25 protein-coding genes and 1 pseudogene are annotated in these 23,940 nt (G+C 71.1%); 12 read left to right on the top strand and 14 right to left on the bottom strand.

From position 1 onward, the window contains the following. Positions 1 to 50: 50 nt before the first annotated feature. Positions 51 to 746 carry a copper homeostasis protein CutC gene (locus ABIE67_RS21475; RefSeq protein ID WP_370259858.1) on the top strand — a complete coding sequence of 232 codons (696 nt, stop codon included), beginning with the start codon at positions 51 to 53 and terminating at the stop codon, positions 744 to 746. Positions 747 to 1,018: 272 nt separating this feature from the next. Here ABIE67_RS21475 and ABIE67_RS21470 read toward each other — a convergent pair whose 3' ends face one another. Beyond that, a complete protein-coding gene (locus tag ABIE67_RS21470) occupies positions 1,019 to 3,094 on the bottom strand; it encodes a UvrD-helicase domain-containing protein (RefSeq protein WP_370259856.1) in 2,076 nt (691 codons plus the stop codon). A 323-nt stretch (positions 3,095 to 3,417) separates the two neighbouring features. On the opposite strand from ABIE67_RS21470, the gene ABIE67_RS21465 reads away from it, so the two are divergent. Together ABIE67_RS21465 and ABIE67_RS21460 are read left to right on the top strand one after the other, a co-directional pair. After that, positions 3,418 to 3,597, top strand: coding sequence for a hypothetical protein (locus tag ABIE67_RS21465; protein WP_370259854.1), 180 nt, complete (start codon positions 3,418 to 3,420; stop codon positions 3,595 to 3,597). A gap of 16 nt (positions 3,598 to 3,613) precedes the next feature. After that, a pseudogene (locus ABIE67_RS21460) lies at positions 3,614 to 4,723 on the top strand (glycosyltransferase 87 family protein); the annotation flags it as partial. On the opposite strand, the gene ABIE67_RS21455 reads toward ABIE67_RS21460, so the two are convergent. After that, the gene (locus ABIE67_RS21455) at positions 4,723 to 6,366 is read right to left on the bottom strand and encodes a DNA repair helicase XPB (protein WP_370259852.1); all 1,644 of its coding nucleotides are present in this window, start codon (positions 6,364 to 6,366) and stop codon (positions 4,723 to 4,725) included. The pseudogene ABIE67_RS21460 and the gene ABIE67_RS21455 overlap by 1 nt on opposite strands. A gap of 149 nt (positions 6,367 to 6,515) precedes the next feature. On the opposite strand from ABIE67_RS21455, the gene istB reads away from it, so the two are divergent. Then, on the top strand, positions 6,516 to 7,733 hold the full coding sequence (gene istB, locus ABIE67_RS21450) for an IS21-like element helper ATPase IstB (protein WP_370259850.1): 1,218 nt from the start codon (positions 6,516 to 6,518) through the stop codon (positions 7,731 to 7,733). Here the strand turns inward: istB and ABIE67_RS21445 are convergent. The 3 genes from ABIE67_RS21445 to ABIE67_RS21435 form a co-directional block, all read right to left on the bottom strand. Then, positions 7,711 to 7,929: a hypothetical protein gene (locus tag ABIE67_RS21445; protein ID WP_370259848.1), complete on the bottom strand. Its 219-nt coding sequence runs from the start codon at positions 7,927 to 7,929 to the stop codon at positions 7,711 to 7,713. The two genes, istB and ABIE67_RS21445, sit on opposite strands and share 23 nt — an antisense overlap. An 80-nt stretch (positions 7,930 to 8,009) precedes the next feature. Continuing rightward, entirely contained in the window at positions 8,010 to 8,138 is a 129-nt protein-coding gene (locus ABIE67_RS21440; RefSeq protein ID WP_279616927.1) for a hypothetical protein, read from the bottom strand. Positions 8,139 to 8,354: 216 nt separating this feature from the next. Beyond that, complete coding sequence (locus ABIE67_RS21435) at positions 8,355 to 10,898, bottom strand: helicase-associated domain-containing protein (protein WP_370259846.1); 2,544 nt, start codon at positions 10,896 to 10,898, stop codon at positions 8,355 to 8,357. Positions 10,899 to 11,053: 155 nt separating this feature from the next. On the opposite strand from ABIE67_RS21435, the gene ABIE67_RS21430 reads away from it, so the two are divergent. Together ABIE67_RS21430 and ABIE67_RS21425 are read left to right on the top strand one after the other, a co-directional pair. Further along, positions 11,054 to 12,046, top strand: a complete 993-nt coding sequence (locus ABIE67_RS21430) for a hypothetical protein (RefSeq protein WP_370259844.1) — start codon at positions 11,054 to 11,056, stop codon at positions 12,044 to 12,046. Between the two features lie 63 nt (positions 12,047 to 12,109). Next, on the top strand, positions 12,110 to 12,742 hold the full coding sequence (locus ABIE67_RS21425) for an HAD family hydrolase (protein ID WP_370259842.1): 633 nt from the start codon (positions 12,110 to 12,112) through the stop codon (positions 12,740 to 12,742). Here ABIE67_RS21425 and ABIE67_RS21420 read toward each other — a convergent pair. Further along, positions 12,739 to 12,990 (bottom strand): hypothetical protein, encoded by a 252-nt coding sequence (locus ABIE67_RS21420; RefSeq protein WP_370259840.1) that lies wholly within the window; start codon positions 12,988 to 12,990, stop codon positions 12,739 to 12,741. The genes ABIE67_RS21425 and ABIE67_RS21420 overlap by 4 nt on opposite strands. Positions 12,991 to 13,155: 165 nt before the next feature. Between ABIE67_RS21420 and ABIE67_RS21415 the strand changes: the two genes are divergently transcribed. Continuing rightward, positions 13,156 to 13,539, top strand: a complete 384-nt coding sequence (locus tag ABIE67_RS21415; RefSeq protein ID WP_370259837.1) for a cold-shock protein — start codon at positions 13,156 to 13,158, stop codon at positions 13,537 to 13,539. A gap of 49 nt (positions 13,540 to 13,588) precedes the next feature. On the opposite strand, the gene ABIE67_RS21410 is transcribed toward ABIE67_RS21415, so the two are convergent. The 4 genes from ABIE67_RS21410 to ABIE67_RS21395 all read right to left on the bottom strand — a co-directional run bounded on the left by ABIE67_RS21410 (position 13,589) and on the right by ABIE67_RS21395 (position 17,107). Next, positions 13,589 to 14,452 carry a 1,4-dihydroxy-6-naphthoate synthase gene (locus ABIE67_RS21410; protein ID WP_370259834.1) on the bottom strand — a complete coding sequence of 288 codons (864 nt, stop codon included), beginning with the start codon at positions 14,450 to 14,452 and terminating at the stop codon, positions 13,589 to 13,591. Continuing rightward, positions 14,442 to 15,143 (bottom strand): futalosine hydrolase, encoded by a 702-nt coding sequence (locus tag ABIE67_RS21405; RefSeq protein WP_370259832.1) that lies wholly within the window; start codon positions 15,141 to 15,143, stop codon positions 14,442 to 14,444. The genes ABIE67_RS21410 and ABIE67_RS21405 overlap by 11 nt, the downstream gene beginning before the upstream one ends. After that, the gene (locus ABIE67_RS21400) at positions 15,113 to 15,586 is read right to left on the bottom strand and encodes a DUF2771 domain-containing protein (RefSeq protein ID WP_370259830.1); all 474 of its coding nucleotides are present in this window, start codon (positions 15,584 to 15,586) and stop codon (positions 15,113 to 15,115) included. The genes ABIE67_RS21405 and ABIE67_RS21400 overlap by 31 nt, the downstream gene beginning before the upstream one ends. Positions 15,587 to 15,679: 93 nt before the next feature. After that, on the bottom strand, positions 15,680 to 17,107 hold the full coding sequence (locus ABIE67_RS21395) for an MFS transporter (RefSeq protein ID WP_370259827.1): 1,428 nt from the start codon (positions 17,105 to 17,107) through the stop codon (positions 15,680 to 15,682). Between the two features lie 337 nt (positions 17,108 to 17,444). Between ABIE67_RS21395 and ABIE67_RS21390 the strand changes: the two genes are divergently transcribed. Beyond that, the gene (locus ABIE67_RS21390) at positions 17,445 to 18,371 is read left to right on the top strand and encodes a DUF3027 domain-containing protein (RefSeq protein WP_370259825.1); all 927 of its coding nucleotides are present in this window, start codon (positions 17,445 to 17,447) and stop codon (positions 18,369 to 18,371) included. A 57-nt stretch (positions 18,372 to 18,428) separates the two neighbouring features. On the opposite strand, the gene ABIE67_RS21385 is transcribed toward ABIE67_RS21390, so the two are convergent. From ABIE67_RS21385 to ABIE67_RS21370, 4 genes are all read right to left on the bottom strand, one after another. Beyond that, on the bottom strand, positions 18,429 to 18,974 hold the full coding sequence (locus ABIE67_RS21385; protein ID WP_370268787.1) for a Uma2 family endonuclease: 546 nt from the start codon (positions 18,972 to 18,974) through the stop codon (positions 18,429 to 18,431). A gap of 38 nt (positions 18,975 to 19,012) precedes the next feature. Next, a complete protein-coding gene (locus ABIE67_RS21380; protein ID WP_370259822.1) occupies positions 19,013 to 19,642 on the bottom strand; it encodes a Uma2 family endonuclease in 630 nt (209 codons plus the stop codon). Between the two features lie 52 nt (positions 19,643 to 19,694). Next, positions 19,695 to 20,549, bottom strand: coding sequence for a helix-turn-helix domain-containing protein (locus tag ABIE67_RS21375; RefSeq protein ID WP_370259819.1), 855 nt, complete (start codon positions 20,547 to 20,549; stop codon positions 19,695 to 19,697). Positions 20,550 to 20,777: 228 nt separating this feature from the next. Continuing rightward, positions 20,778 to 21,266 (bottom strand): ATP-binding protein, encoded by a 489-nt coding sequence (locus tag ABIE67_RS21370; RefSeq protein WP_370259817.1) that lies wholly within the window; start codon positions 21,264 to 21,266, stop codon positions 20,778 to 20,780. 156 nt (positions 21,267 to 21,422) lie between these two features. Between ABIE67_RS21370 and ABIE67_RS21365 the strand changes: the two genes are divergently transcribed. The 4 genes from ABIE67_RS21365 (at position 21,423) to ABIE67_RS21350 (ending at position 23,877) form a co-directional block, all read left to right on the top strand. After that, positions 21,423 to 22,298 carry a helix-turn-helix domain-containing protein gene (locus tag ABIE67_RS21365; RefSeq protein WP_370259815.1) on the top strand — a complete coding sequence of 292 codons (876 nt, stop codon included), beginning with the start codon at positions 21,423 to 21,425 and terminating at the stop codon, positions 22,296 to 22,298. Continuing rightward, entirely contained in the window at positions 22,295 to 22,507 is a 213-nt protein-coding gene (locus ABIE67_RS21360; protein WP_370259813.1) for a DUF397 domain-containing protein, read from the top strand. The genes ABIE67_RS21365 and ABIE67_RS21360 overlap by 4 nt, the downstream gene beginning before the upstream one ends. Before the next feature lie 5 nt (positions 22,508 to 22,512). Next, complete coding sequence (locus ABIE67_RS21355) at positions 22,513 to 22,716, top strand: DUF397 domain-containing protein (RefSeq protein WP_370259811.1); 204 nt, start codon at positions 22,513 to 22,515, stop codon at positions 22,714 to 22,716. Positions 22,717 to 23,190: 474 nt separating this feature from the next. Further along, positions 23,191 to 23,877 carry a peptidase inhibitor family I36 protein gene (locus ABIE67_RS21350; RefSeq protein WP_370259809.1) on the top strand — a complete coding sequence of 229 codons (687 nt, stop codon included), beginning with the start codon at positions 23,191 to 23,193 and terminating at the stop codon, positions 23,875 to 23,877. Positions 23,878 to 23,940: the final 63 nt, after the last annotated feature.

Below are 23,940 nucleotides of genomic sequence, written 5' to 3'. Positions count from 1 at the left end.
GTAGTCGTTTTCAGTGGTCGTCGCCGTCGAATGCCGAGGAATGGGGTCCCATGAGCAAGCGTGCAGTCCTGGAGGTGATCGCCCTCGGTGTCGAGGACGCGGTCGCCGCCCAGGCCGGGGGTGCGGACCGGCTCGAACTGGTCACCGACATGGCGGCCGACGGGCTCACCCCGCCGGTCGAGACCTTCGCCGGGATCCGTGCCGCCGTCGACATCGATCTGCGCGTGATGCTGAGGCTGGCGGACGGGTTCGCGGTGGGGGACGTCGAGCGGGTGGTGCGGGCGGCGCGGGATCTGCGGGACGTGGGGGCCGAGGAGTTCGTGCTCGGGTTCCTCGATGCTGCGGGAGGGGTGGACGTCGAGGCCGTCGAGCGGGTGGTGGGGGAGCTGGACGGGTGCCGGTGGACCTTCCATCGCGCCATCGACCGGGCTGCCGACCGGGATGCGCTGCGGAAGCAGTTGGACGGGATGCCGGGGCTGGACACGTATCTCACGGCCGGGTCGGGGGACGGGGTTGACGACGGGCTCTCCACGCTGCTGGCGGAGGCGGCGCGGGGTGGGGAGCCGGGATATGAGCAGCGGATCCTGGTGGGGGGCGGGCTGCGGCTCGACCATGTGCCGACGCTGGTGAGCGCCGGCATCGACGCCTTCCACATCGGCGGGGCGGCGCGGCCGGAGGGGTGGGGCGGGCCGGTGTCCGTTGCCGCGGTGGCCGAGTGGCGGGCTGTGCTGGACGGGGTTTCGTAGGCACCCGGTGTGGGGCTGGCGGGGGTGGGTCGCGCAGCCCGGCGCTGACGGGGTGCCGCCCTTCTGTGGGACGGGCGCCGCCCCAGCGGCACGACGGCCCGCAGCTACGCGGGCCGGGCGGCAGATCGCCTGCGACTCGCAGCGGACGTCAGCAGCGACGCCTTAGGTGCGCGGGGCTGTGTCGATGTGCGGCTCCGCCGCGTGGGCGCGACCAGCCACCGACCGCCCGCAGTCCGCCACGAGACCTCACCACGCCCGAGCCGACCGCCCCGTCACGCCAGTTGCGTCGGCAGTGGCGCCCCATGCACCACGATCAACCCCGACACCGCCCGCGTGAGGGTGACATACAGCCGCCGCAACCCCGTCCGCTCGTCCGGCTCGCCGTCCACCACTGCCTGGGGCTCGTCCAGGACGACGTAGTCGTACTCGAGGCCCTTGGCGAGGGACGCCGGGACCAGGGTGAGGCGGGTTTCCCGGGTGGTCTCCTCGCCCGGGGCCAGGTAGGGGATCCCCGCCTCGGTCAGGGCCTCCGCGAGGGCCGGGATTCGGGCGTCCGCGGCGATCAGGCTGATCGAGCCCTCGTTGCGGAGCAACTCGTCGCAGGCGGCGACCACTTCCGGGTCCGACGGATCCGACGGCGCGGGGCGGACCTCGAAGAACCCCGGATTCTCGCGGATCGACGCCACCGGCGTCAGACCCGGCGCGATGGAAGGGAGGAGGCGGGAGGCGTACGTGATGACGTCCGTCGGGACGCGGAAGCCGGCCGTCAGCTCCTCGATGACCCCCTCCGACTTGCCGAGGTGGGCCAGCGCCTCGTCCCAACTGCGCGTCGCCCAGGGAGTCGTCCCCTGCGCCAGATCCCCGAGGACCGTCGCCGAACCGGTCGTGCAGCGGCGGCCCACCGCCCGATACTGCATGGGGGAGAGGTCCTGCGCCTCGTCGAGGACGACATGCCCCAGGGAGGGCGTCCGCGCGACAAGGTCGTTCGCCTCGTCGATCAGCACGGCATCCGCGGCCGACCACTTGGCCGACTTCACGCTGCGCGCCGGCTTCGCCCAGAGAATCGTCTTCTGCTCGTCCTCGCTCAGCACACCCTCCGCGTGCACGGCGAGGAAGTCCGCGTCCGAGAGCAGTCGCAGGACGAGTCTCGCCGGGTCGACAGGCGGCCAGATCGCCTTGACCGCCGCCTTCACCGCGCTGTTGCGGGCCACCGCGTCCTGCACCCGGTCGTCCGGCGCCTCGCCCGACCGCTCCATCTGGACGAGGACGGCATGCGCGATGCGCTGCGGAAGGGCCTCGCGGGCGGCGCCGTAGCGGATGCCACGGGCGAGCAACTCGCCCACGATCTCCTCGACTTCGTACGCCGGGACGCGCCACCTTCGCGACCCGCGCACGACGACGACCGCCTCGGTCGGCATGGTCACGTGCGCGTACACGGCCCGCCGCAGCACCTCCGCCAGCCTCGCGTCACCCTTGATCACCGCGGCCGCCGCGTCGTCCGTGCCGCGCACCTCGACGTGGGCGACGAGGTCGTCCACCGTCGCCTGCCGGACCGTCAACTCGCCCAGCGCCGGCAGGACCTGCTCGATGTAGTGCAGGAAGGACTTGTTCGGCCCGATGACGAGCGTGCCGGTACGGGCGAGCCGCTCGCGATGGGCGTAGAGGAGATACGCGACCCGGTGCAGACCCACCGCCGTCTTCCCGGTGCCCGGGCCACCCTGTACGCAGACCGTCCCGCCGAGCCCCGACCGTACGATCTCGTCCTGCTCCGGCTGGATCGTCGCCACGATGTCGCGCATCGGGCCGACGCGCGGGCGTTCGATCTCCTGCTGGAGCAGCTTGCTCGTCCGGGCCGCCTCCGCGGGGTCGGAGAGGTGCTCGTCCTCGTACGCCGTGAGGTCACCGCCCGTGTAACCGAAGCGGCGGCGCAGCGCGATGTCCATCGGGTCCTTCTTGGACGCCCGGTAGAAGGGCTGGGACACCGGTGCACGCCAGTCGATGACCATGGGGTCGCCCTCGGCGTCGTGCACATGCCGACGCCCGATGTAGAAGCGCTCGCCCTCCGCGCCCTCCGCCTCCTCGGCGCCGGGGGCGTGCAGATAGTCGAGCCGGCCGAAGAACAGCGGGGTGTCGCTGAGGTCGGCCAGCGCCTTGATGCGCTCGTCCATCTGGCGGGCGAGGACTTCGGCGTTCACCCAGTTCGCGGTGACGTCGCTGATGTCGAGGGACTCGACGTCCTCGCGCATGGCACGCAGGGCGGAGCGGGAGGAGGCGAGGTGGGACCGCTCCCGGGTGAGCGGGTCGAGCGAGTCGGGGGAGTCGAGGGCGTCGTCGACGGGCGTGGACAAGGGGGTGCCTCCGGAGGGACCTACAGGTGGGTGACAGGCAGGTGATCGAGAGAGCCGACCGGTTTCCGTCCGGACGGCGGCACTCCGCGGGGGAGGCAGGCAAGAGCGGAGATTTTAGGTGAGCGGGGGTGGCGAACGCCAACGAATATTCACCCCCGGGTTCACCCCGTGTTCAGCCCCTACATCTGGCGCCTTCCATCCCCTAGGGGACGCGGCCCTCCTCCCTGGGGGTATGCGCTCCGTCCGGAGATGTACGCGGGCAGTAGGCGGCTTCGGCCCGTAGACCGATGCCCGCTTTATGTCCGCGAACGCATCATGGAGACATGAGCGCAGCAACCATCCACCCAGCCCCTGTGGGCCCCCGCGGAGCGACCGCGCTCCAGGGGAACCACCGTCATCGCCTCGGTGAAGCCCTGCGTGCCGTCAAGGTGTTCGCAGGTGCGGCCTTCGACGTGATCATCCTCGGTGAGTACGGCGAGGAGGCGGGCGTCCGCCACAAGTGACGCCTAGGGTCACCGCGTGACCCGCCGATCACACTCCGCAACCCCCTATGTTCTTCTCGTCCTTCCCGCCGTTTCCGTCCTCTCGCTGACGGCCTTCACGGCCCTCTGCCTCCATCAGCGCATCCCTATGGCCGACGCGCTGGTCTACCGGGCGGAAGGCGAAGCCGTCCTCCGCGGTGGCGGCCACCTCTATGACTTCACCGTCACCGAATGGCAGCTCCCCGCGACCTATCCGCCCTTCGCGGCCCTCCTCTTCGTCCCGGCGGCTCTGATCCCCGTGACGGCCGCCCTCAAGTCGACCTTCCTGGCGGGCAACGCGCTCCTGCTCGCCGTACTCGTCCACTTGTCGGCCCGCCTCGCGCACCTGACCCCGCGTCTCCCGGCCTTCTGCGCCGCCACGGCCCTCGCCCTCTGGTTCGAACCGGTCTTCCAGACCCTCCTCTTCGGCCAGATCAACCTCGCCCTGGTCTGCCTGGTCCTGTGGGACCTCACCCGGCCCTCGGGCGCCCGCTGGAAAGGTGCCGCGGTCGGCGTCGCGGCCGGGATCAAGCTGACGCCGGCGCTCTTCATCGCGTATCTGCTGGTGCGCGGCCGGCACCGGGAGGCGGGCACGGCCGCGGCGGCGTTCGCGGGGACGGTCGGGCTCGGCGCCCTCGTGCTCCCCTCCGCGAGCCTCGACTTCTGGACCCGCCGCCTCTACGAGACGGAACGCGTGGGCAAGGCGTGGATCGTCGACAACCAGTCCCTGCAGGGGACGGTCGCCCGGGCCCTGGGCGACCCGGTACCGGGCGCGGCATGGATGCTTCCGGCCGCCCTGACCGCGATCACCGGTCTGTGGCTCGCGGCGCGGGCCGCCGAGGAGCGCCACGCCGTCCTCCTGACGGCGTTCACCGCGCTGCTCGTTTCGCCGATCAGCTGGTCGCACCACTGGGTGTGGTGCGTCCCGCTGATCGCCGTACTCCTGGGGGAGGGCCGTACACGACTCGCGTACGCGGTGGTCGCGGTCTTCGCGGCCCGCACGATGTGGCTGCTCCCGCACGCGGGCGACCTGGATCTCCGACTGCCGTGGTGGCAGCAGCCCTTGGCGTCGCCGTACGCGCTCCTGATCCTCGCCCTCCTGGTCGCCTACTGCTCCGTGAGGATCTCGTCCGCGTCCACGATCCGGTACGCGTACCCCTGTTCCGCGAGGAAGCGCTGGCGGTGGGCGGCGAAGTCCTGGTCGAGCGTGTCGCGGGCGACGACCGAGTAGAAGTGGGCCTGGTGGCCGTCGGCCTTCGGCCGCAGGACGCGCCCCAGCCGCTGGGCCTCCTCCTGGCGGGAGCCGAAGGTGCCCGAGACCTGGATGGCGACCGTGGCCTCCGGGAGGTCGATCGAGAAGTTGGCGACCTTGGACACGACGAGGACGCTGATCTCGCCCTCCCGGAACGCGTCGAAGAGCTTCTCGCGCTGGGCGTTGGAGGTCTCGCCCTTGATGACCGGGGCGTTCAGATGCTCGCCCAGTTCGTCGAGCTGGTCGATGTACTGGCCGATGACCAGGATCTGCTGCCCGGCGAAACGGCGGACCAGGGCCTCCGTGACCTTCCGCTTGGTGGCGGTCGTCGCGCAGAAGCGGTACTTCTCCTCCTGCTCGGCGGTGGCGTACGCGAGCCGCTCGGAGTCGGTGAGGTTGACGCGGACCTCCACGCAGTCGGCGGGCGCGATGTAGCCCTGCGCCTCGATCTCCTTCCACGGCGCGTCGAAGCGCTTGGGGCCGATGAGGGAGAAGACGTCGGACTCACGCCCGTCCTCCCGCACCAGGGTCGCGGTCAGCCCCAGCCGGCGCCGGGCCTGGAGGTCGGCCGTGAACTTGAAGACCGGCGCGGGCAGCAGGTGCACCTCGTCGTAGAGGATGAGCCCCCAGTCGCGGGAGTCGAAGAGCTCCAGGTGCGGATAGACACCCTTCCGCCTGGTGGTGAGCACCTGATACGTGGCGATGGTGACGGGCCGGATCTCCTTCTTCGTCCCGCTGTACTCGCCGATCTCCTCCTCGGTGAGCGACGTCCGCTTGACCAGCTCGTGCTTCCACTGCCGGGCGGAGACGGTGTTCGTGACGAGGATGAGGGTGGTCGACTTCGCCTGGGCCATCGACCCGGCGCCGACGAGGGTCTTCCCGGCGCCGCAGGGCAGCACCACGACCCCGCTCCCGCCGTGCCAGAAGTTCTCCACCGCCTGCTTCTGGTACGGCCGCAGCGCCCAGCCGTCCTCGCGCAGCTCGATCGGGTGCGCCTCGCCGTCGACGTAACCGGCGAGGTCCTCGGCCGGCCAGCCCAGCTTCAGCAGCGTCTGCTTGATCTGGCCGCGCTCGGAGGGGTGCACGGCGACGGTGTCGGGGTCGAGGCGGGCGCCGACGAGCGGTGCGATGCGCTTGGAGCGGAGCACCTCCTCCAGGACCGGGCGGTCGGTGGTGGTGAGGACGAGGCCGTGCGCCGGGTGCTTGCTCAGCGTCAGCCGGCCGTACCGGTCCATCGTGTCGGCGATGTCGACGAGCAGCGCGTGCGGCACGGGGTAGCGGCTGTACGTCACCAGCGCGTCCACGACCTGCTCGGCGTCGTGCCCGGCCGCGCGCGCGTTCCACAGGCCGAGCGGCGTCACCCGGTAGGTGTGGATGTGCTCGGGCGCCCGCTCCAGTTCCGCGAACGCCGCGATCGCCCGACGGCACGCGTCGGCCTGCTCGTGATCGACTTCCAGGAGCAGGGTCTTGTCCGACTGGACGATCAGTGGTCCGTTCACGTGCGTGAGTCCTTCCGCTCGACCACCCGACCAAACGTCCAGTGTGCCTGATCGATTCCTGATCGATTCCGGAGTCCTACAGGATGTCTTTTCATTCCTGTGAGTGGCGTGGTTTCACCTGGACGGCGCAGGCTGCGAAGAATGCGACCGTGCAGGCCATCTCTCGTGACCCGTCCCCGACCACGACCACCCCCCTCGGGTACGCCCTGTTCGCCACCCGCTGGCTGCAGGCCCCGCTGTACTTCGGTCTCGTCGCCGCCCAGGGGGTGTACGTCTACAAGTTCTTCAACGAACTGTGGACCTTAGTGCTCCGCTGTGTGACCGGGCGGGCGACCGAGACGTACGTCATGCTCGCCGTGCTCAAGCTGGTCGACGTCGTGATGATCGCCAACCTGCTGATCATGGTGATCGTCGGCGGCTATGAGACGTTCGTCTCGCGCATCGGCCTCCAGGGCCACCGCGACCAGCCGGAATGGCTCTCGCACGTGAACTCCAACGTGCTGAAGGTCAAGCTCGCCACCGCCATCGTGGGCATCTCCTCCGTCCATCTGCTCCAGATGTTCGTGGACGTCCACCACACCTCGCGGCACGCGCTGCTGTGGGGCACGGTGATCCACATGGCGTTCATCGTGTCGGCGGCGATCCTGGCGTACATGTCGGGGCCGATGGCCGCGCAGAGCGAGCGCGCCTCTCACCAGGTCCACCAGGAGCCCGCCCCCGAGGCGGCACCCTCCCCGAAGGTCTTCGTCCCGGCCCAGGGCGGGTCACGCGACGACGACGCGCCCAGCGCCGAGCGGCGGCTGCGCGCCGCCGGGTTCCCGTCCCGGAAGCTGCTGGAGGACTTCGACTCCGACCACCCCCACTCCTTCGACCGCGAGACCGTGGCCCGGCTCGGCAAGCTGGACTTCGTCACCGCCCGCCGCAACGTGGTCTTCGTCGGCCCGCCCGGCACCGGCAAGACGCACCTCGCCGTCGGCCTCGGCGTACGGGCCTGCCAGGCCGGGCACTCGGTGCTGTTCGCGACCGCCGAGGAGTGGGCGGCCCGCCTGGCCGGCGCACGGGACGCCGGGCGCCTGGCCGAGGAACTGACCGCGCTCGACGACCACCCCGTGCTGATCGTCGACGAGGTCGGCTACACCCCCTTCGACGCGGGCGCCGCCGGCCTCTTCTTCCAACTGATCGCACACCGCTACGAACGCTCCTCCCTGATCGTCACCAGCGACCGCCCCCTCGGCCGCTGGGACGAGATCTTCGGCGGCCCCTCCGCCCTGGCGATGGTGGACCGCCTGGCCCACCACGCCGAGCTGGTACGGATCGACGGGGAGAGCTATCGGATGCGGCGGGCTACCTCAGCGTGGGCAGACTGACGTTGTTGACCAGGGGGCCCTCGATGGTGAGGCCCTCGGTGATCAGGGACTCCGAGCCGGCCGCCGGGAGGGGCAGGGGCAGGGCGGAGGGGGCCGCGGTGGCCTCGGGGGCGAGGGTGGCGACCAGCGCGGCCGCCGAGAGGACGGCGGTGACGGCGGCGGCGGAACGGGCGCGGGCGGCGCGCTTGGAACGCATGGGGGATTCGGGCCTTTCCGGTACGGAGGGCGGGCCGGCCCTGGGACGCGGGGCCGGCCCGAGGGTGCGCTGCGGTCGCGTCAGACCTGTGGGGTCTCGATGACCAGCCCGGCGATGTCGACGCCGACCGCTGAGGCCTGGGTGGTGAAGCCACCCATCATCAGGGCTGCGGCGGCCAGGACGGTGGCAAGGCGACGAGCTGTGCGCATGGGACAACTACCTCTCTGTTGCGCTCACTTGAGCGTGATCAGGACACCGGGTGGCTGCCCGGCGCCGCGCGACGAGATGCCAAAAGGCCGCAAAGGTCCCTCAGGAGTTGGAAAAGCCGGGCGTGGCGTGCATGAAACGCCGCGTGCACCCGAACGAGTGGGCCACAGGCCTGGACGTCAGATCGGGACGTCAGATCGGGACGTCAGATCGGGACGTCAGATCTGGTCGTCGGTCTGGTCGTCCGCCAGCTCCGCCACGCCCGTGATCCGGTGCAGCGGATACGTCCGCACCTCGTCCGCGGTGTGGTCGTACGCCGTCACGAACCCGCCCTCGACCCGTACCGGCGCGATCACCCGCTGAGTCGCGGCGCCCTCGGCGTTGACGTAGCCGATCCACAGCGCCTCGCCGGTCAGGACGGCGGCCTGCATGGTGGCGAGGGTCTCGGCGGAGGCGGTGCGGGGCAGTTCGCCGCCGGTCACCGCGGGGGCCGTCGCGCTGGGCTTGCGGGGGGTCGTGGAGGCGAGGTCGCCCGCGCGGATGGCGCGGATCGCGGCGGCCAGCAGGGTGGCGTCCGGCGTCGGCGGGCCGTCCGGGACCGGCTCGGGGGCCGTGCGCGGCGGGGTGCGGTGGGCGTCGGCGCGGGTGATCAGGACGTCGCCCTCCGCCGACTCGGCGGCCGGTGCGAAGCCCATCGAGCGCAGCCCCTCCAGCAGGGCGGCCGGGTCCGCCTGGGTGGCGAGCACCGTCGGTGCCAGGCGGCGCAGGCGCAGGCCGGCGGCCCGCTTGTCGGCGAGGATCTCGTTCAGTACGGCGTCGTCGTCGCAGCGGACGTACGCCGAGGCCGCGCCCACCCGCAGATGGCCGTGCTTACGGGCTACGTCGTCGATCAGGTACGCGAGCGGCTGCGGCACCGGCGTACGGGAGTGCTCGGCGAGGAAGGCGTGCAGGTCGGAGGCGCTGCGTCCGGCGTCGAGGGCGCGGCGTACGGAGCCGGGCGTGAAGCGGTACACCGTCGCGCCGCCCTTCGACTCGACGTCCGCGAGCACGCTCAGCATGTCGGCGAGCGGCCGTCGCAGCGGGCCGGGTGCCACGGCCGTCAGGTCGGCCTGGAGCAGGACGTGGTCCAGCGGCTCGGGGAGGAGGGGGGCGAGGAGCCGGGCGGCCGTGGCGGAGGCGGCGGCCTGCTCGGTGCGGGAGAGGGGCTCGGGCGGCGGCGTCGGGCGGTGGTGCACGGGGAGCTTGTCACCGGGCCCGACCGGCTCCTCGGCCGCAGGTTCCGGCAGCCGCGCCCCCAGCAGCGCCCGCCCGTGCGCGGACAGCGCGCCCCGCCCCGTCACCCCCAGCATCTCCGCCTCGCTCAGCGTCCACTGGGCGAGGCGCCCGCGCAGGTCGTCGTCCCGCTGGGGTCCCCGCAGCGGACGCTCCCAGCGCAGCCGGGCCAGGACCGACTCGGGGGACGGGGACGCACCCTCGGGCAGACCGGCGAGAAGCGTCAGTACCCGGTGCCGTACCTCCGGCGCCGCCGAGCGGTCCAGGCCGGGGCCCAGCGCCGACAACGTACGGTCCTTCGCGTCCCGTCCGCCGACCACGCCCGCCGTGCGCGTCGCCGTCAGCCACGCCTCCGCCAGCAGGGCCCAGCGCTGTGCGGCGGGCTGCTCCAGCCACTCGTCGTAGGCGGGGGTCGCCGCGTACCGTTCGTCGGCCTCGCCGTCGGAGGCCAGCAGTCCGGCGGCGTAGGCGAGCTCGACCCAGAAGGCGGCCAGGGGTTCGGACACGTCGAGGGCGACGGCGGTGCGCTTGAGGTCGCGCACACTCAGGCCGCCCGCCCGCAGCACGGCCGGACCGCCCTCGTGCCAGTCCTTCAGCAGCTCCTCGACGGTCGCCAGCGCGGTGTAGGCCTGACCGGCCGCGGTTCCGTCCACAACCTGTGGACGGTGCGTCGCGGCCGCCTCGACGGGCGGCGGCAACGGCTCGGTGGTGCGGTGCGCGCGGCCGGCCCGCAGGTGCAGGGCCACCTCACGGGGGAGTACGACCGTGCCGGGCGCCGTGGGGAGGAGCAGACCGCGGTCCAGCAGCCAGCGCAGACGGGCGGCCGGGTCCGCGGTGACCTGACCGTACGGCGGCCCCCAGACCAGGCGGGAGAGGACCTCCCGGGACTCCTCCGGGGCGTCGGCGAGCAGGGCCGCCATCCGCCGCCGGTCGCTGAACAGGGCGGAGAGCGACGACACGGCGGACACGGCGTCATGGGTCGAGGGCAGCCCGGCCGTCGTGACGATCTCCTGGATACGGCCCGGCGACATGCCCGCGGTGGCTTCCTGCACGGTCGGGCCGAGCCCGGTGGGGGACGGGTGCTGCGGCGAGGGGGCCAGCAGCTCACGTGCCGTACGCACCAGCCGCAGCCGGTCGTCGGCACCCCACACCAGGGCCTGCTCGCGCAGCGTCCCGAGGGCGTGCGGCAGCGCCCCGGCGACGGCCGGATCGCCCTCGTCGCCGGCCATCAGCGCGAGCAGTTCGTCGTACGTCGCCGGATCCGCCGCCACGGCCAGCGCCTCCGCCGTCTGCAACGCGCACCGGTCCAGCCGCTCCAGGGCCCGCACGACGGAGGCCCGGGTGCCGGCGCGGGTCGCCAGCTGGGTGAGGTCCGTGGGGACGGGGGTGATGAGGTCGGGGCGGCTGCGCAGGAGTACGGCCAGGGAGGCGTCGTCCCGCACGCGGAGCGCTTCCGCGAGGGAACGGGGCGGTGTAGCCGGGTCGCTCATCCTGCCCACGTTAGCGGGTGCGGGTCACCGGGGCCCCGCCCCCAGGCCCCCGGCCTCGCGAGAGGGGGCGACCGGTCCGACCCGGACCGCGCACCCTGTCCTGCGCTAACGTCGTCCCGACGGGGTTTCAGCACACCCACCCCGGAGGGGACTTCGTGGGGATCGAGAGCGACCAGGTCGTCTACGAGTATCTGAGCCGCGTCGGCGACGTGGCCCAGCAGCGGCAGTTGCCGTCGGGCACCCGCATGCGCCTGGTGAACGAGCTGCGGGGCGAGATCGACCGGCGCCGGGCCAAGGTCGCCGTCGACAGTCCGGCCGCCGTCCGCCGCATCATCGCCCGTCTCGGCACCCCGGACGAGGTCGTCGCGGCCGCCGGGGGCACCGCCGCTCCCGCACCCCAGGGGCCGGTCACCTCCGTGCCCGTGCAGCCGGACAGCGCGGAGCGCGACGAACGCCCCAAGGGCCTGCGCCGGATCGTGCCCCGCCCGCGTCCCGCCGAGGCCCCGACCACAGCCGACGACGCGCCCCCGCCGCCGCACCTCGCCAGCACCGCGGACCTCGGGGGCAGCGCGCTCCAGCCGGACTGGTGGCGGGTGGACAGCAGCTCGTTCGGGCCCGGTGAGGACGTCCCGGGATTCGTCGGCGGCGTCGAGATCCCGGAGATGCTCAGGCGCCCGCCCGCGCAGGCGGAGTCGCGGAAGAAGGCGCCCGCCGCGGAGCCCGAACCGGCCGCCGTGGAGCAGGCCGAGGACGCGGTGCCGGAAACCTCCCGTCGCCGCCGGCTCATCCGCCGCCCGACTCTCCCCTCCGGCCGCTGGAGCAACCCCCTCCTCCTGCTCGCCGCCGCCCTTCTCGTCGCCGGCGCGGTCCTCGGCCACCTCGTCGTCCTGCTCGTCGGCTGGCTCATCGCCTGGGGCTCCCGTCGGCTGAGCGACGCCGAGACGAAGTGGGCGGTCGTGATCCTGCCCGGCCTCTCCCTCACGGCCGGCGTCGTCTGGCTGTGGGGCCGCACCAACGGCCGCTGGGGCGACCCCATCGCCGAGGGCCATATGAACGCGGCGCTCAGCGAGACCTGGCCGTGGGTACTGCGCGGGGCGGCGGTGGCATCGGCGCTGTTCATCGTCTGGCGCTCACAGAAGCAGACCTAGTGCGCGACCGCCCCCGCCATCCGCGGCCGCGACACAACGGATAGGACCGGGCTACTGGGCACAATGACCCACATGGCTTCCATAACCGTCGGCTTCGACCTCGACATGACCCTCATCGACTCCCGCCCCGGCATCCACGCCTGCTACCTGGCGCTGGCCGAGCGGACGGGTACCTTCGTCGACGCCGACCTGGCGATCACCCGGCTCGGGCCACCGCTGGAGGAGGAGTTGATCAACTGGTTCCCGGCGGAGCGGGTCGCGGCGACAGCCGACCTGTACCGGGAGATCTACCCGGCGATCGCCATCGCCGCCACGCCCGCCCTCCCCGGCGCCCGCGAGGCGGTCACCGCCGTACGGGACGCGGGCGGCCGCGCGATCGTCGTCACGGCCAAGTACGAGCCCAACGCCAAGCTGCACCTGGAACACCTCGGCATCCAGCCCGACGCGGTCATCGGCAACCTCTGGGCCGAGGCGAAGGCCGAGGCGCTGCGCGAGTACGCGGCGAGCGTCTACGTCGGTGACCACCAGGGCGACATACGCGCGGCCCGCGCGGCCGACGCCCTGTCCGTCACCGTGGCGACCGGACCGTACGGCGCCGACGAACTCGGCGCCCTCGGCGCGGACGTCGTCCTCACCGACCTGACGGAGTTCCCGGCCTGGCTCGCCGGCCACCTCGACAAGCGGGCGCGCGGCTAACTGCTCGCGCCGCGCGCCTGACGCCGCCCCGCCGCGACCGAGCGGAGCACCCCCGCACCGGCGACGAGGAATCCGACACCCATGAGCATGCTCAACCCGAACATGAAGGTCGGAAATGGCGTCGTACCGAGCAGGAACGGGGCCACTGTGACCAAAGTGGCCACGGCACCGATGAAGAACAGGACCGCTCCGGCACGGATCAGTCGGTCGCCGGGAGCGGCGGAATTCGTTTGGGTTTTGTCACGCACCGGACCAGGGTAGTTCCCTGCGCGAAGGAACAACCGGGCGACGTCTTGTCACCGGCTCCGGGAGCATTAGCCTTGGTAGCGGCGGGTCATGGTCGACCCGCTGTAGTGCTATCAAGAGCCGTTTTCAGAAGCAGTTTTCCGACGAGTACGAGGACGAGGACAGACGTGCCTACCGGCAAGGTCAAGTGGTTCAACAGCGAGAAGGGCTTCGGCTTTCTCTCCCGCGACGACGGCGGTGACGTCTTCGTTCATTCCTCGGTCCTCCCCGCCGGAGTAGACACACTCAAGCCGGGACAGCGAGTGGAGTTCGGGGTGGTCGCCGGTCAGCGCGGTGACCAGGCGCTTTCGGTCGCGATCCTCGATCCGACCCCCTCGGTCGCGGCCGCCCAGCGCAAGAAGCCGGACGAACTGGCGTCCATCGTCCAGGATCTGACGACCCTCCTCGAGAACATCACGCCGATGCTGGAGCGGGGCCGCTACCCCGAGAAGACCGCCGGCAAGAAGATCGCCGGCCTGCTGCGGGCGGTCGCCGACCAGCTCGACGTATAGGTACTTTCGCGGACTTCACGGACTTCACGGACTGTGAGACTTCGCGGACTTACGGGAAATCCAACGCGATCGGGCCGAGGGGCGGAACCAGCCCCTCGGCCGCCGCGCGTGTGAGCAGTCCGCGTACGGCCGCGTAGCCGTCCTCGCCGAGGTCGGACGTGAACTCGTTGACGTACAGGCCGATGTGCTGGTCCGCGACGGCCGGGTCCATCTCCTGGGCGTGCTCCATGACGTACGGGCGGGAGACCTCGGGGTCGTCCCAGGCGGCCCGTACGGAGGTGCGGATCGAGTCGGCCAGGAGCAGCAACTTCTGTGCGCCCAGCGACCGCTTGGCGATGATCGCGCCCAGCGGGATGGGCAGGCCCGTCGTGGCCTCCCAGTGCTCGCCCATGTCGGCGAGCTTGTGCAGGCCGTAGTTCTGGTACGTGAAGCGCGCCTCGTGGATGACGAGCCCCGCGTCGACCTTCCCGTCCCGCACGGCGGGCATGATCTCGTGGAACGGCATGACCACGATCTCGCCGACCCCGTCGGGGAGCGTGTCCGCCGCCCAGAGGCGGAAGAGGAGGTACGCCGTCGACTTCTCGCCAGGCACCGCGACCGTACGGCCGGTGAGGTCCACCCCCTCCTCCCGCGTCAGCACCAGCGGTCCGCAACCCCGGCCCAGCGCGCCGCCGCAGGGCAGCAGGGCGTACTCGTCGAGGACGTACGGCAGCACGGCGTACGACACCTTCAGCACGTCGAACTCGCCGCGCTCGGCCATGCCGTTGGTGATGTCGATGTCCGCGAAGGTGACGTCGAGCGTGGGGGCGCCGGGGACCCGGTCGTGGGCGAGGGCGTCGAAGACGAAGGTGTCGTTCGGGCAGGGGGAGTAGGCGATCTGCACGGGCTGTCGCCGCTGCTGTTCACCGGTCATGCGGGTGCCAACCTTCCAGGACGGGTGCGAGCTTCCCGAAGGCCTCGGTGAGGGCCGCGAGGGCGTCGCCGATGCGCCAGGCGGCGCGGTCGCGCGGGCCGACGGGGTTGGAGACCGCGCGCAGCTCCAGCACGGGCGTCGTGTGCGCGGCGGCGGCCTCGGCGACGCCGAAGCCCTCCATGGCCTCGGCGAGGGCGGTGGGGTGGCGCTCACGCAGCCGCGCGGCGCGCACGGCGGTGCCGGTCACGGTGGAGACGGTGAGGACGGCGCCGGGGCGCGCGCCGGTGGCGGTCGCCACTTCTCGTACGAGTGCTTCCGGCGGACGGTGGGTGACGGTGCCGAAGCCCAGCTCGGTGACGGGCAGGAAACCGTCGGGGGTCTCCGCGCCCAGGTCGGCGGCCGTGATCTCGTCGGCGACGACGAGGGAGCCGACGGGGGCGTGCGGGGCGAAGCCGCCCGCGATGCCGGCGGAGACGGCCAGGCCGTAGGGGGCGCCTTCGAGGGCGGCCCGGGTGAGGGCGGTGGCGGTGGCGGCGGCGGCCTGTGCGGGGCCCACGCCGACGGCGATCACGTCGACGCCGGGCAGGTCGAGCGCCCGGGCCACCGCGTCCCGCTCAGCGGGGACGGCGGTGGCTACCAGGAGACGTAGGGCGGACGTGGTCAGCTGTCCTTCTCGAGCTTGAAGGACCACAGGCCCGTGACGTCCTTCTCGCCCTCCTTGATGGAGACCAGCGTGGAGTCCCCGCTGGCGCCGTACTGGGCGTTGAAGAACACGCTGCCCGGGACGGTGCGGTAGGTCTTCTTGCTGGAGTCGGTGAGCGGCTGGCCGTTCATGAGGATGGTCCAGCCCTCGTCGGCGATCTCCGGGTCGACGCCGAAGCGGACGGTGTCGTCCGGGTCCACCTTGATGGACTCGATGCCCTTGCCCTTCAGGCAGCCGGCCAGGTCGGCGGTCTTCACGGCCTTGCCCTCACCACCGCAGGTGGCCTCCGAGTGGACGGAGGAGGTGCCGACGGTGACCGTGGCCAGCGGTGTCGGCTTGTCGCAGGCAGACAGGACGAGCAGTCCGGCGGAAACGACGCCGGCGGCGGCGAGCGCGCGGCGGCGTCGCGATACGGAGTGCAGCGTGGTCATGGGCGAAGGTTATCGGGCGCGTGTGACGCTCTCTCCATGTGGGGGGCGGCGTGCCGTAGGGCATGCGTGAGGCACGCGTACGTCACGTGCGTGTCAGGCCACCCGGGGCCGGCTGTGGCCGCCGTGCCGGGCCGAGCCGATCAGGCCCTTGATGGTGGTCAGCCAGCCGATCGCGACGATCCCCGCGCCCACCAGCAGGCCCAGGGAGCCCTTCAGCGGCAGCACGATGCCGATCGCGCCGCCCAGCACCCAGGACACCTGCAGCAGTGTCTCGGAGCGCGCGAAGGCCGACGTACGGACCAGTTCGGGTACGTCGCGCTGGATCAGCGCGTCCAGGGACAGCTTGGCCAGCGCCTGCGCGAAGCCGGCGGTCGCCGCGAGGAACGCCACCAGGATGGCGCCGAAGAAGATCGCCGCCGTGAGCGCCGCGAGCAGCACGAAGCCCACGACCGTCACGATGATGATCTCGGGCGCCCGGGAGCGCAGCCACGCGCCGACCGCCGTGCCGCACGCGTTCCCGACGCCGGCCGAGGCGGCCACTATGCCCAGCGACACGGCCGCGCTCTGGCCGGACATCGGGTGCTCGCGCAGCAGGAAGGCGAGGAAGAAGATCAGGAAGCCGGAGAGGCAGCGCAGGGCCGCGTTGGCGCCGAGGGCGTGGGTGACGGCGATGCCGACCGTGCGCAGGCCGGGGCGCTTGACGGGGTGGCGGTGCGGCCCGTGCAGGTGCTGCTCGTCGGCCGCGAGCAGCGCGGTGTCCTCGCCCTTGGCCGAGTCCACCTTCGACGGCAGGGTGAACGACAGGAACGTCCCGGCGATGAAGATCACAAAGGCGCCGTACAGCGGATAGCGCGGCCCGAGGGCCTGGAGCCCGGCGCCGATGGGCGCGGCGACGCCGGTGGCGAGGAGGCCGCCGAGAGTGACCCGGGAATTGGCCTTCACCAGGGAGAAGGCGGGTGGCAGCAGCCGGGGCACCACGGCGCTTCTGACGACGCCGTAGGCCTTCGAGGCGACCAGCACCCCGAGGGCGGCCGGATAGAGCTCGATGCTGCCTGTGACGACCGCACCGGACAGGACCAGCGCGAGCATCGCCCGGGCGAACATGGCGCCCGCCATGGCGGCGCGTCGTCCATGGGGGATCCGGTCGAGGAGCGGGCCGATCACCGGCGCGAGGACGGTGAACGGCGCCATGGTGATGCCGAGGTAGAGCGCGACCCGGCCGCGGGCCTCGTCGGTGGGGACGGAGAAGAAGACGGTGGAGGCGAGGGCGACGGTGATCATCATGTCCCCGGCGCCGTTCACCCCGTGCAGTTCGATCAGCTTGCCGAGGCCGGACTCGCCCGCCCCGTGCGCGTGGGTGGCCTTGCGGATGCCGCGGGCGGTGCCGGTGAACGGGAAGTGCAGGGCACGGCCGACCGCACGGAAGGAGCCGCGCCTCCGGCCCGTTCCGCCACCTCGATCACGGCCGCCCTTGGCCCCACCGATGCCGGTGGCTCCTTCGGGCCGCCTCGCGGTTGCCACGACGCAATAGTGCCCCGAAGTGGGGGTGGGTAGTGCGGTTACGGCGCGTATGGAGGGCAAGGACTCAGATCCGCGGAGGGCTGCCGTCCGCTCGACGGCAGGGGTTGCGGCAGGGTTCCGCCACCCGCCGCGCGGCGGTGAATGGACCGTCGGTGTAGGCCCAGCGCCCGCGAGCAGGTAGCGTGCGTATCTCAGCCATCCCGCACAATGGATGACGTAGGTGCGCCCGAGCGCGATTCGGATGCGGACGTCGACGCGGCCCACAGGTCCGCTCCGTCTGTTCCGTCGCCTCAAGGCAACCGCACCCGAGAGACGGCGTAGGAGAGAAGCGATACCTGTGAGCGCAGCGACAACGCGAAGCCGCACCCCCGACCGTCTGTGCGCCGAGGCCGTCGACCTCGCCCGCAGCGCCGCCGAGGAGGCCGCCGCGCCCGGCGTCGTGGGCGAGCACGCGGGTCTGGTCTCCGAGGGCGACCGCGTTGTCACGCACTTCTTCGAGTGCAAGGAATTCGGGTACCGCGGCTGGCGCTGGGCGGTGACGGTGGCGCGGGCATCGCGCGCCAAGATCGTGACCCTGGACGAGGTGGTCCTGCTCCCCGGCCCGGACGCCCTCCTCGCCCCCGAGTGGGTGCCCTGGAGCGAGCGCCTGCGCCCCGGCGACATGGGCCCCGGCGACCTGCTCCCCACGGACGCCGAGGACCTCCGCCTGGAGCCCGGCTACTCCGGCGAGGACGAACCCGGACCGAACTCACCCGTCTCGGACGAGATGGCGGAACTGGTCGAGGCCGAGGACGCCGAGGTCACCGCGGCCACCCCCGCGAACCTCCCCGTCGCCCCGTCCCGGGGGTCGATCGCCGCGGTCGCCGAGGAACTGGGCATGCGCCGCGCCCGCGTCCTGTCCCGCTACGGCCTCCACGTCGCCGCGGACCGCTGGGAAGAGGCGTACGGCGCCAAGACCCCCATGGCCCAGGCGGCCCCGGCCTCCTGCGTCACCTGCGGCTTCCTCGCCCCCATCGGCGGTTCCCTGGGCCAGGCCTTCGGCGTCTGCGCGAACGAGTTCGCCCCGGCCGACGGCCGCGTGGTGTCCCTGACGTACGGCTGCGGCGGCCACTCCGAGGCCGCGGTCATGCCGGCGCCTCCGCGACCGGCTCCGCCGGTGATCGACGAGACGCGGGTGGATCCGTTCCCGCTGCGGCCGGCGGCGGATTCGGGGTCGGTTTCGGTGGGGGCGGACGAGGATTCGGCGGAGCTGGGGCACTCGTAGTACGGCACTCGGAGCACGCGGAGACGAGTCAGCGACGGCTTCTCCGCCTGGCCGGGGTCAGGGCACGAGGTTCTTGAGGTCGAGGTCGGTGGGGAAGGGGACGGCGGCCTTCAGACGGTCACGGTGAATTCCGGTGGCCACGTACGTGCTGGTCATGGTGTCGAGTTCGTAAATGTGAACGGTGGGGCCGCCCTCGTCCTCGACGCGCCAGAAATGCGGGATCCTGGCCTGTGCGTACTTGAAGGGCTTCAGGGACCGGTCGCGGTCCGCCGACTCCTCCGAGACGACCTCGATGACCAGGGCGACATCGGCGGGTGCGTACCAGGTGCGGTCGGGGTCGTACGCGGCGGTGGTGACCAGGATGTCGGGCTCGGGGCGGCTCTTCTTGTCGAGGCGGACGGTCATCTCGCGCTCGGTCTCGAATCCCTCGGGGGCCGCTTGCCGAAGCGCGAAGGTCAGCTTCCCCACCAGTCGGGAGGTCCAGGACCGCTGCGGCGACATCCTGAAGATCAGGGCTCCCTCGATGAGTTCGGTGTGCCGTGGCGCCTGGGGGAGGTGGTCGAGGTCGTCTGCTTCCCAGCCGCTTGGCCTGGGCGGGATCATCCAGTCGGGAAGTGCGGCGGCCACGGCTTTTCTCGGGTTCAGGACGTCGGCTGCCCGCCGGTGTCGCCCGCGTCCTCGGCCTTGTACCGGGGCAGGTTCTCGGTGGAGATCGTCCAGTCCGCGATGGTGACGTCTTCGCCGTACACGAAGTCCTTGCGGGTCGCGTAGCGGGGGCCTGCGGGAGTGGAGTGGATGTCGGTCAGGACGGCGCCGGTTCCGGTGCGGGGGTCGAAGATGGCGTAGACGGGGATGCCGATCAGGGGGTAGTCGCGCATCTTCGTGACCCAGTCGTTGTCGGGGTTGGAGCGAGAGACGATCTCAATGGCGGCGATGAGCGTGAGTGGGTCGAAGGACCCGTCTCCCTCCATGTCCGCCTCGGCGATCACCATGATGTCGGGGCGGCGCATGATGCCCTCTGGCTCCATCTCGACATCAGGCTCGCCTGTGTGGGCCACGTTCTCCTCAGGCATGACCTTTTCCAGTCGCTTCCGGAGACGGAGTGCGGTGAGTTCATGCGGCCGGACAGGCGACATCATGTCGAGGACGATCCCTTCCTTGGTGATCTCGAACTTGCCGGGGAGGGTGCCGTCCGTGGACTCCACGAAGTCGCGCATGGCGCGGTACAGGTGGGAAGCGCCCTGCCGCGCGTTGTCCGGGGCGATGGTCATGGCGCTCGCTCCTCGTCGTCTGTGCCCAGGGGCAAGGATCGTCGCTCTCATGCTAGGCGCCCTCCAGGGGGCCGGTTCGGCAGTCGCGGCAGCGGCCGGGGGTCGGGGCGCGGAAGGGGCGGTCGCAGCCATCGCAGGTTTGGAAGGGATGACGGATGGGCGGCGGTGGTGCTGGTGCCCGGAACGGGGGCGGTGGCGGTAGCTGGGTGGTGAGGCGGTGGGCCAAGAAGGCTGCCGGGCGGCACAAGGGCTCGGTTGGCAGGTCCGTGGTCAGGGCGTGACGTACGGCGGTGGGGGTGACGTCCCGTTCCAGCCAGGCGGCGACGCCGGGGGCCAGGTGGGCCGTGTCGCGCTCGCTGAGCAGCAGGCGGGGGTCGTGGTGGCGGAGGCCGGCGAGGAGGTCGGTGGCCGTCTGGAGGAGGGGCGGGGCCGGGTAGGCCGGTCGGGGTACGGCGGGGAGGGGTTTGGGGGCGGGTGGGGTTCGCTTCTTCCGGGGCTGTTCCTGGTGGTCCTGGGTGGGCCCGCGGCCGGGCTGGTTGCAGGAGATCGTGCGGGTGACGATGCGGCCGGCGGGGGTGCGTTGGCGTTCGCGGCGCAGGTAGCCGTGGGCTTCCAGTTCGCGCAGGGCGGCGGCGATACGGGTCGTGCCCTCGGGGAAGCGGGCGGCGAGGGTCTTGATGTCGGCGCGTGCCCCGGCCGGGAGCGACTGGATGTGGACGGCCAGCCCGATGGCGAGGCCCGACAGCTCCGGGTGCTGGGCGAGGTGGTTGCCGATCACCGTGAAGCGGGTGGTGTGGCGGGCGTTGTCATGGACGATGCCGCCCGCGCGGGCCTGACGGTGGAGGTGGTTTTTGCCCGCGATACGGGACTGGGCGCGCGTGGGCGCGCTAGGGTTTTGGGTATCCATCGGGAAGGTTCCGCTTCCTTGGTGGTCAGGCCCTCGCACTGGGATGCCAGTCCCGGCGAGGGCCGTTGTATGTCTGCCGCAGGTCTGCGGGTTGTGGTGCGCTGAGCGTAAGGCAGGCAATGACTCCCAAATCCAGCCGAGTTGGTGATGTTCACCCGGGCGGGTGAGTTTGGCGCGCCGCGGGCGAGCGAGCGAGCGGGAGGGAGGGGTGGGGTTTGGTGGGTCCTTTCACCCCGGAGTTTCTTGGGAAAAGAGGTCGCCCCCGGCACCGGAGTACGGGTTTCTGCACACCGGTGAGAGGGCGATCTCGGCCCAGACCGTCTTGCGCGGGGGCAGTCCCGGCGCAACGCCCCAGCGGTCGGCCAAGGCGTCGACGATGGTCAGGCCGCGGCCCGACTCCGCGTCGGGGGCCGGTTGTTCGACGTGCGGGAGGCTGTCCGCGCGGGTGTCGGTGACCTCGATACGGAGGGTGTCGCCGACGACGTAGACGAGCAGCAGGAAGTCCCGGCCGGGGATGCGGCCGTGGAGGGCGGCGTTGGCCGCCAGTTCGGCCACGATGTGCCCCGCCGGGTCCAAGGGCACGCCCCAGCTGCGGAGTTGCTCGGTGGCGAGGAGGCGGGCGAGGCGGGCGCCGCGTGGGGTGGAGGACAGCTTCAGGCTGAAGTTGCGGATGCGGGTGTCGAGTCGGGCCGTGGGGGCGGCGGTTTCTTGATTCACGTCACTCAGCGTGGCCGGGCGCGCTTACCGTGAACAGTGACTCAGCGGGTGCGTACGGTGACTGTCCGGAGCTTGTCCGGTCGTGTCCGGGCTGTCGGGACGGGTGCGCGGGTAGGGCGCTGCTGCATCGCGGCGGTACGAACGGAGGGGTACGGGATGTCGGTCGAGGTGGACGCGGGTCGGCTCAAGACGGAGGCGGACGAGCCGGGTTGGGAGGTTGATCCCGACGACGAGTGGGGCGTGGCGGTGATCGCGACCGTGGGGCGGCAGTTGAAGCTGCGGCGGGAGGCGGTGGGGATGCGGGCCGGCGAGTTCGGGAAGGCGGTCGGGTACGGGGAGGACTTGGTCTACAAGATCGAGGGCGGGAAACGGATTCCCCAGCAGGGGTATCTGGACAGGGCGGACGAGGTGTTGGGGGCCGGGGGGCTGATTTCGGCGACGTGGGAGGACGTTAAGAGGGTCCGGTACCCGAAGAAGGTGCGGGCGCTGGGGGAGATGGAGGCCAAGGCGGTCGAGATCGGCGTGTACGAGTGCAACATCATCGCTGGGCTGTTGCAGACGCCGGATCATGCGCGATCCGTGATCGAGGCGGCACAGCCGCCGTATTCGCCGGACGACGTAGAACGCATGGTGGGCGCTCGTCTGGCCCGGCAGTCGGTCTTCGAACGTGACCCGGCCCCATCGGTCCACTTCGTCCTGGAAGAGGCGCCACTGCGCCGACAGGTCGGGGGCACAATGGTGTGGCGAAAGCAGCTCGAACGCCTGCTGGAGGTGGGGCGCTTGAACAACGTCTGGCTTCAGGTCATGCCGACGAACACCGAGCCGCATCCAGGGCTGGACGGCAGGATCGAGTTGCTGAAGTTCCCGGACGGTACGGCGGTGGGGCGCTCCGACGGTAAGTTCAGCGGGCGGCCTGTTTCTGACCCAAAGCAGCTCCGCATCCTTGAGTTGCGATATGGCACCATCCGGGCGCAGGCCCTCCCGCCGAGGGAGTCGCTGGCCTTTATCGAGAACCTGCTGGGAGAGACATGATGAGCAAGGCCTCCGCCGGGGACGCCTCCGAACTGACGTGGTTCAAGAGCAGCTACAGCGGCGGCACCGATGGCGAGTCCTGCGTCGAGATCGCGGTAGCGCCCCGCACCATCCACGTCCGCGACTCCAAGTACCGCGACTCCAGCCCCCGTCTCGCCCTCGCGCCGCAGGCCTGGTCCGCTTTCGTCACGTACGCGTCCGAGGAGTGAGTCAGTTGGCCCTCGCCGGGGACGCCTCCGAACTGGCGTGGTTCAAGAGCAGCTACAGCGGCGGCAACAACGGCGAGTCCTGCGTCGAGATCGCGGTAGCGCCCCGCACCATCCACGTCCGCGACTCCAAGTACCGCGACTCCAGCCCCCGTCTCGCCCTCGCGCCGGAGGCTTGGACGGCCTTCGTTGCGTATGCCGCCGAGGGCTGACCGACGAAGAGCACTATCGATCTGCGTTCGCCCCGGAGCGGAGGTCAGTTATCAGCCGGACACCCTCTCGTGCATGGCCGAAAATTATCTCTGCTCTGGCGTCGATAAGCATGTTAAGTTCTCCTCCGATGCTGATCAGTCGCGCTTCGCCCTTTGATGACGGGGACGGGCAAGAGTGGATCGGGCCGTACTGACCAAACGGCCTTGCGTGAGATCGGCAGAGAAAAAGGGGGATATTTATGATGCTCGAAAAATTCTGCTCAGGTGGCATTGATTCTGCTATGGAGTCATGCGCGGTTCTGACGCGATGACTTTTCTATAGGCCTGCCCCACATGTAGAGCTCATTTTTGCTGCCGCGTCCGCATCGGCTCGCTGACGCGTATTTTCGCTTGTCAGTCGCCTGTCCGTGATCGGCAGTTTGACGCGGGCGCATTCCAGCATCTTTTCCACACGCAGACGCACAAGGAGTCTTCGTGCGCATACGCACCATGCTGACCATCGCGGTCGTCGGATCGCTGGCGCTCACCGGCGTCACCGTCGCTCCGTCTCTCGCCGCCGCCGACCCGGCCCCGCCCGCCTCGGTCGTGTCGGATGTCCTCACTCCTGAGGAGGAGGCGGAAGTGCACGCCGCAGCGGACGCCGCGGACAAGGTGGACATGTACTACAAGGGTGAGAAGGTCGACCCGGCGTCCGACTGGAGCGGTGCGGACGTCTGCGTCGAAGTGTCGGAGGACGGCACGATGCAGTGCTTTGACAGCAACACCGAAGCTAACAGGCACCTCGCCGCCCACGCGCCCACGGCAGCGGCCCGGGCCGGAGCGAAGCAGGCTCTGACCAGCCGGAAATACTCGGACTGCCCCAATTCTTACGTGTGCCTCTGGCAGGACTCGAACTACACGGGCAGGCGCCTGCAATGGCCGACCTACCCCGAGGCCAAGACGCGTCACCTCGACCAGTACTCGCCGTCTTTCCGGGACAAGGCCACCTCCGCGTACGTCAACCGACCGCAGCGCGGAGTTGAGCTGTACGACTTCCGTAGCGGGCTTCCGGATCCTCACCTGTTCCTGGGGGCCGGATACAGCATCTACCCGAACTTCAAGAACATCGACTACACCTATGGCGGAAATTGGAATGACAGGGTCGACGCCATCAAGTTCTGATTCAGAGATCTGACCGGTACCGGCGCCCCGGACTAGGGGTGCCGGTACTGTGGCATATCACAT

The sequence above is a fragment of the Streptomyces sp. V4I8 genome, assembly GCF_041261225.1.
In the GTDB taxonomy this organism is placed as follows: Bacteria; Actinomycetota; Actinomycetes; order Streptomycetales; family Streptomycetaceae; genus Streptomyces.
Note: the sequence above shows the minus strand (reverse complement) of the source record. Positions and strands in the feature narration are given on the sequence as shown.

What these genes read in the sequence shown, in the direction of transcription:
- ABIE67_RS21475 (WP_370259858.1), top strand. Translation starts at nt 51, where the DNA reads ATGAGCAAGCGTGCAGTCCTGGAGGTGATCGCCCTCGGTGTCGAGGAC.
- ABIE67_RS21465 (WP_370259854.1), top strand. Translation starts at nt 3,418, where the DNA reads ATGAGCGCAGCAACCATCCACCCAGCCCCTGTGGGCCCCCGCGGAGCG.
- ABIE67_RS21445 (WP_370259848.1), bottom strand. Translation starts at nt 7,929, where the DNA reads ATGCGTTCCAAGCGCGCCGCCCGCGCCCGTTCCGCCGCCGCCGTCACC.
- ABIE67_RS21440 (WP_279616927.1), bottom strand. Translation starts at nt 8,138, where the DNA reads ATGCGCACAGCTCGTCGCCTTGCCACCGTCCTGGCCGCCGCAGCCCTG.
- ABIE67_RS21435 (WP_370259846.1), bottom strand. Translation starts at nt 10,898, where the DNA reads ATGAGCGACCCGGCTACACCGCCCCGTTCCCTCGCGGAAGCGCTCCGC.
- ABIE67_RS21425 (WP_370259842.1), top strand. Translation starts at nt 12,110, where the DNA reads ATGACCCACATGGCTTCCATAACCGTCGGCTTCGACCTCGACATGACC.
- ABIE67_RS21410 (WP_370259834.1), bottom strand. Translation starts at nt 14,452, where the DNA reads ATGACCGGTGAACAGCAGCGGCGACAGCCCGTGCAGATCGCCTACTCC.
- ABIE67_RS21400 (WP_370259830.1), bottom strand. Translation starts at nt 15,586, where the DNA reads ATGACCACGCTGCACTCCGTATCGCGACGCCGCCGCGCGCTCGCCGCC.
- ABIE67_RS21385 (WP_370268787.1), bottom strand. Translation starts at nt 18,974, where the DNA reads ATGATCCCGCCCAGGCCAAGCGGCTGGGAAGCAGACGACCTCGACCAC.
- ABIE67_RS21380 (WP_370259822.1), bottom strand. Translation starts at nt 19,642, where the DNA reads ATGACCATCGCCCCGGACAACGCGCGGCAGGGCGCTTCCCACCTGTAC.
- ABIE67_RS21375 (WP_370259819.1), bottom strand. Translation starts at nt 20,549, where the DNA reads ATGGATACCCAAAACCCTAGCGCGCCCACGCGCGCCCAGTCCCGTATC.
- ABIE67_RS21365 (WP_370259815.1), top strand. Translation starts at nt 21,423, where the DNA reads ATGTCGGTCGAGGTGGACGCGGGTCGGCTCAAGACGGAGGCGGACGAG.
- ABIE67_RS21360 (WP_370259813.1), top strand. Translation starts at nt 22,295, where the DNA reads ATGATGAGCAAGGCCTCCGCCGGGGACGCCTCCGAACTGACGTGGTTC.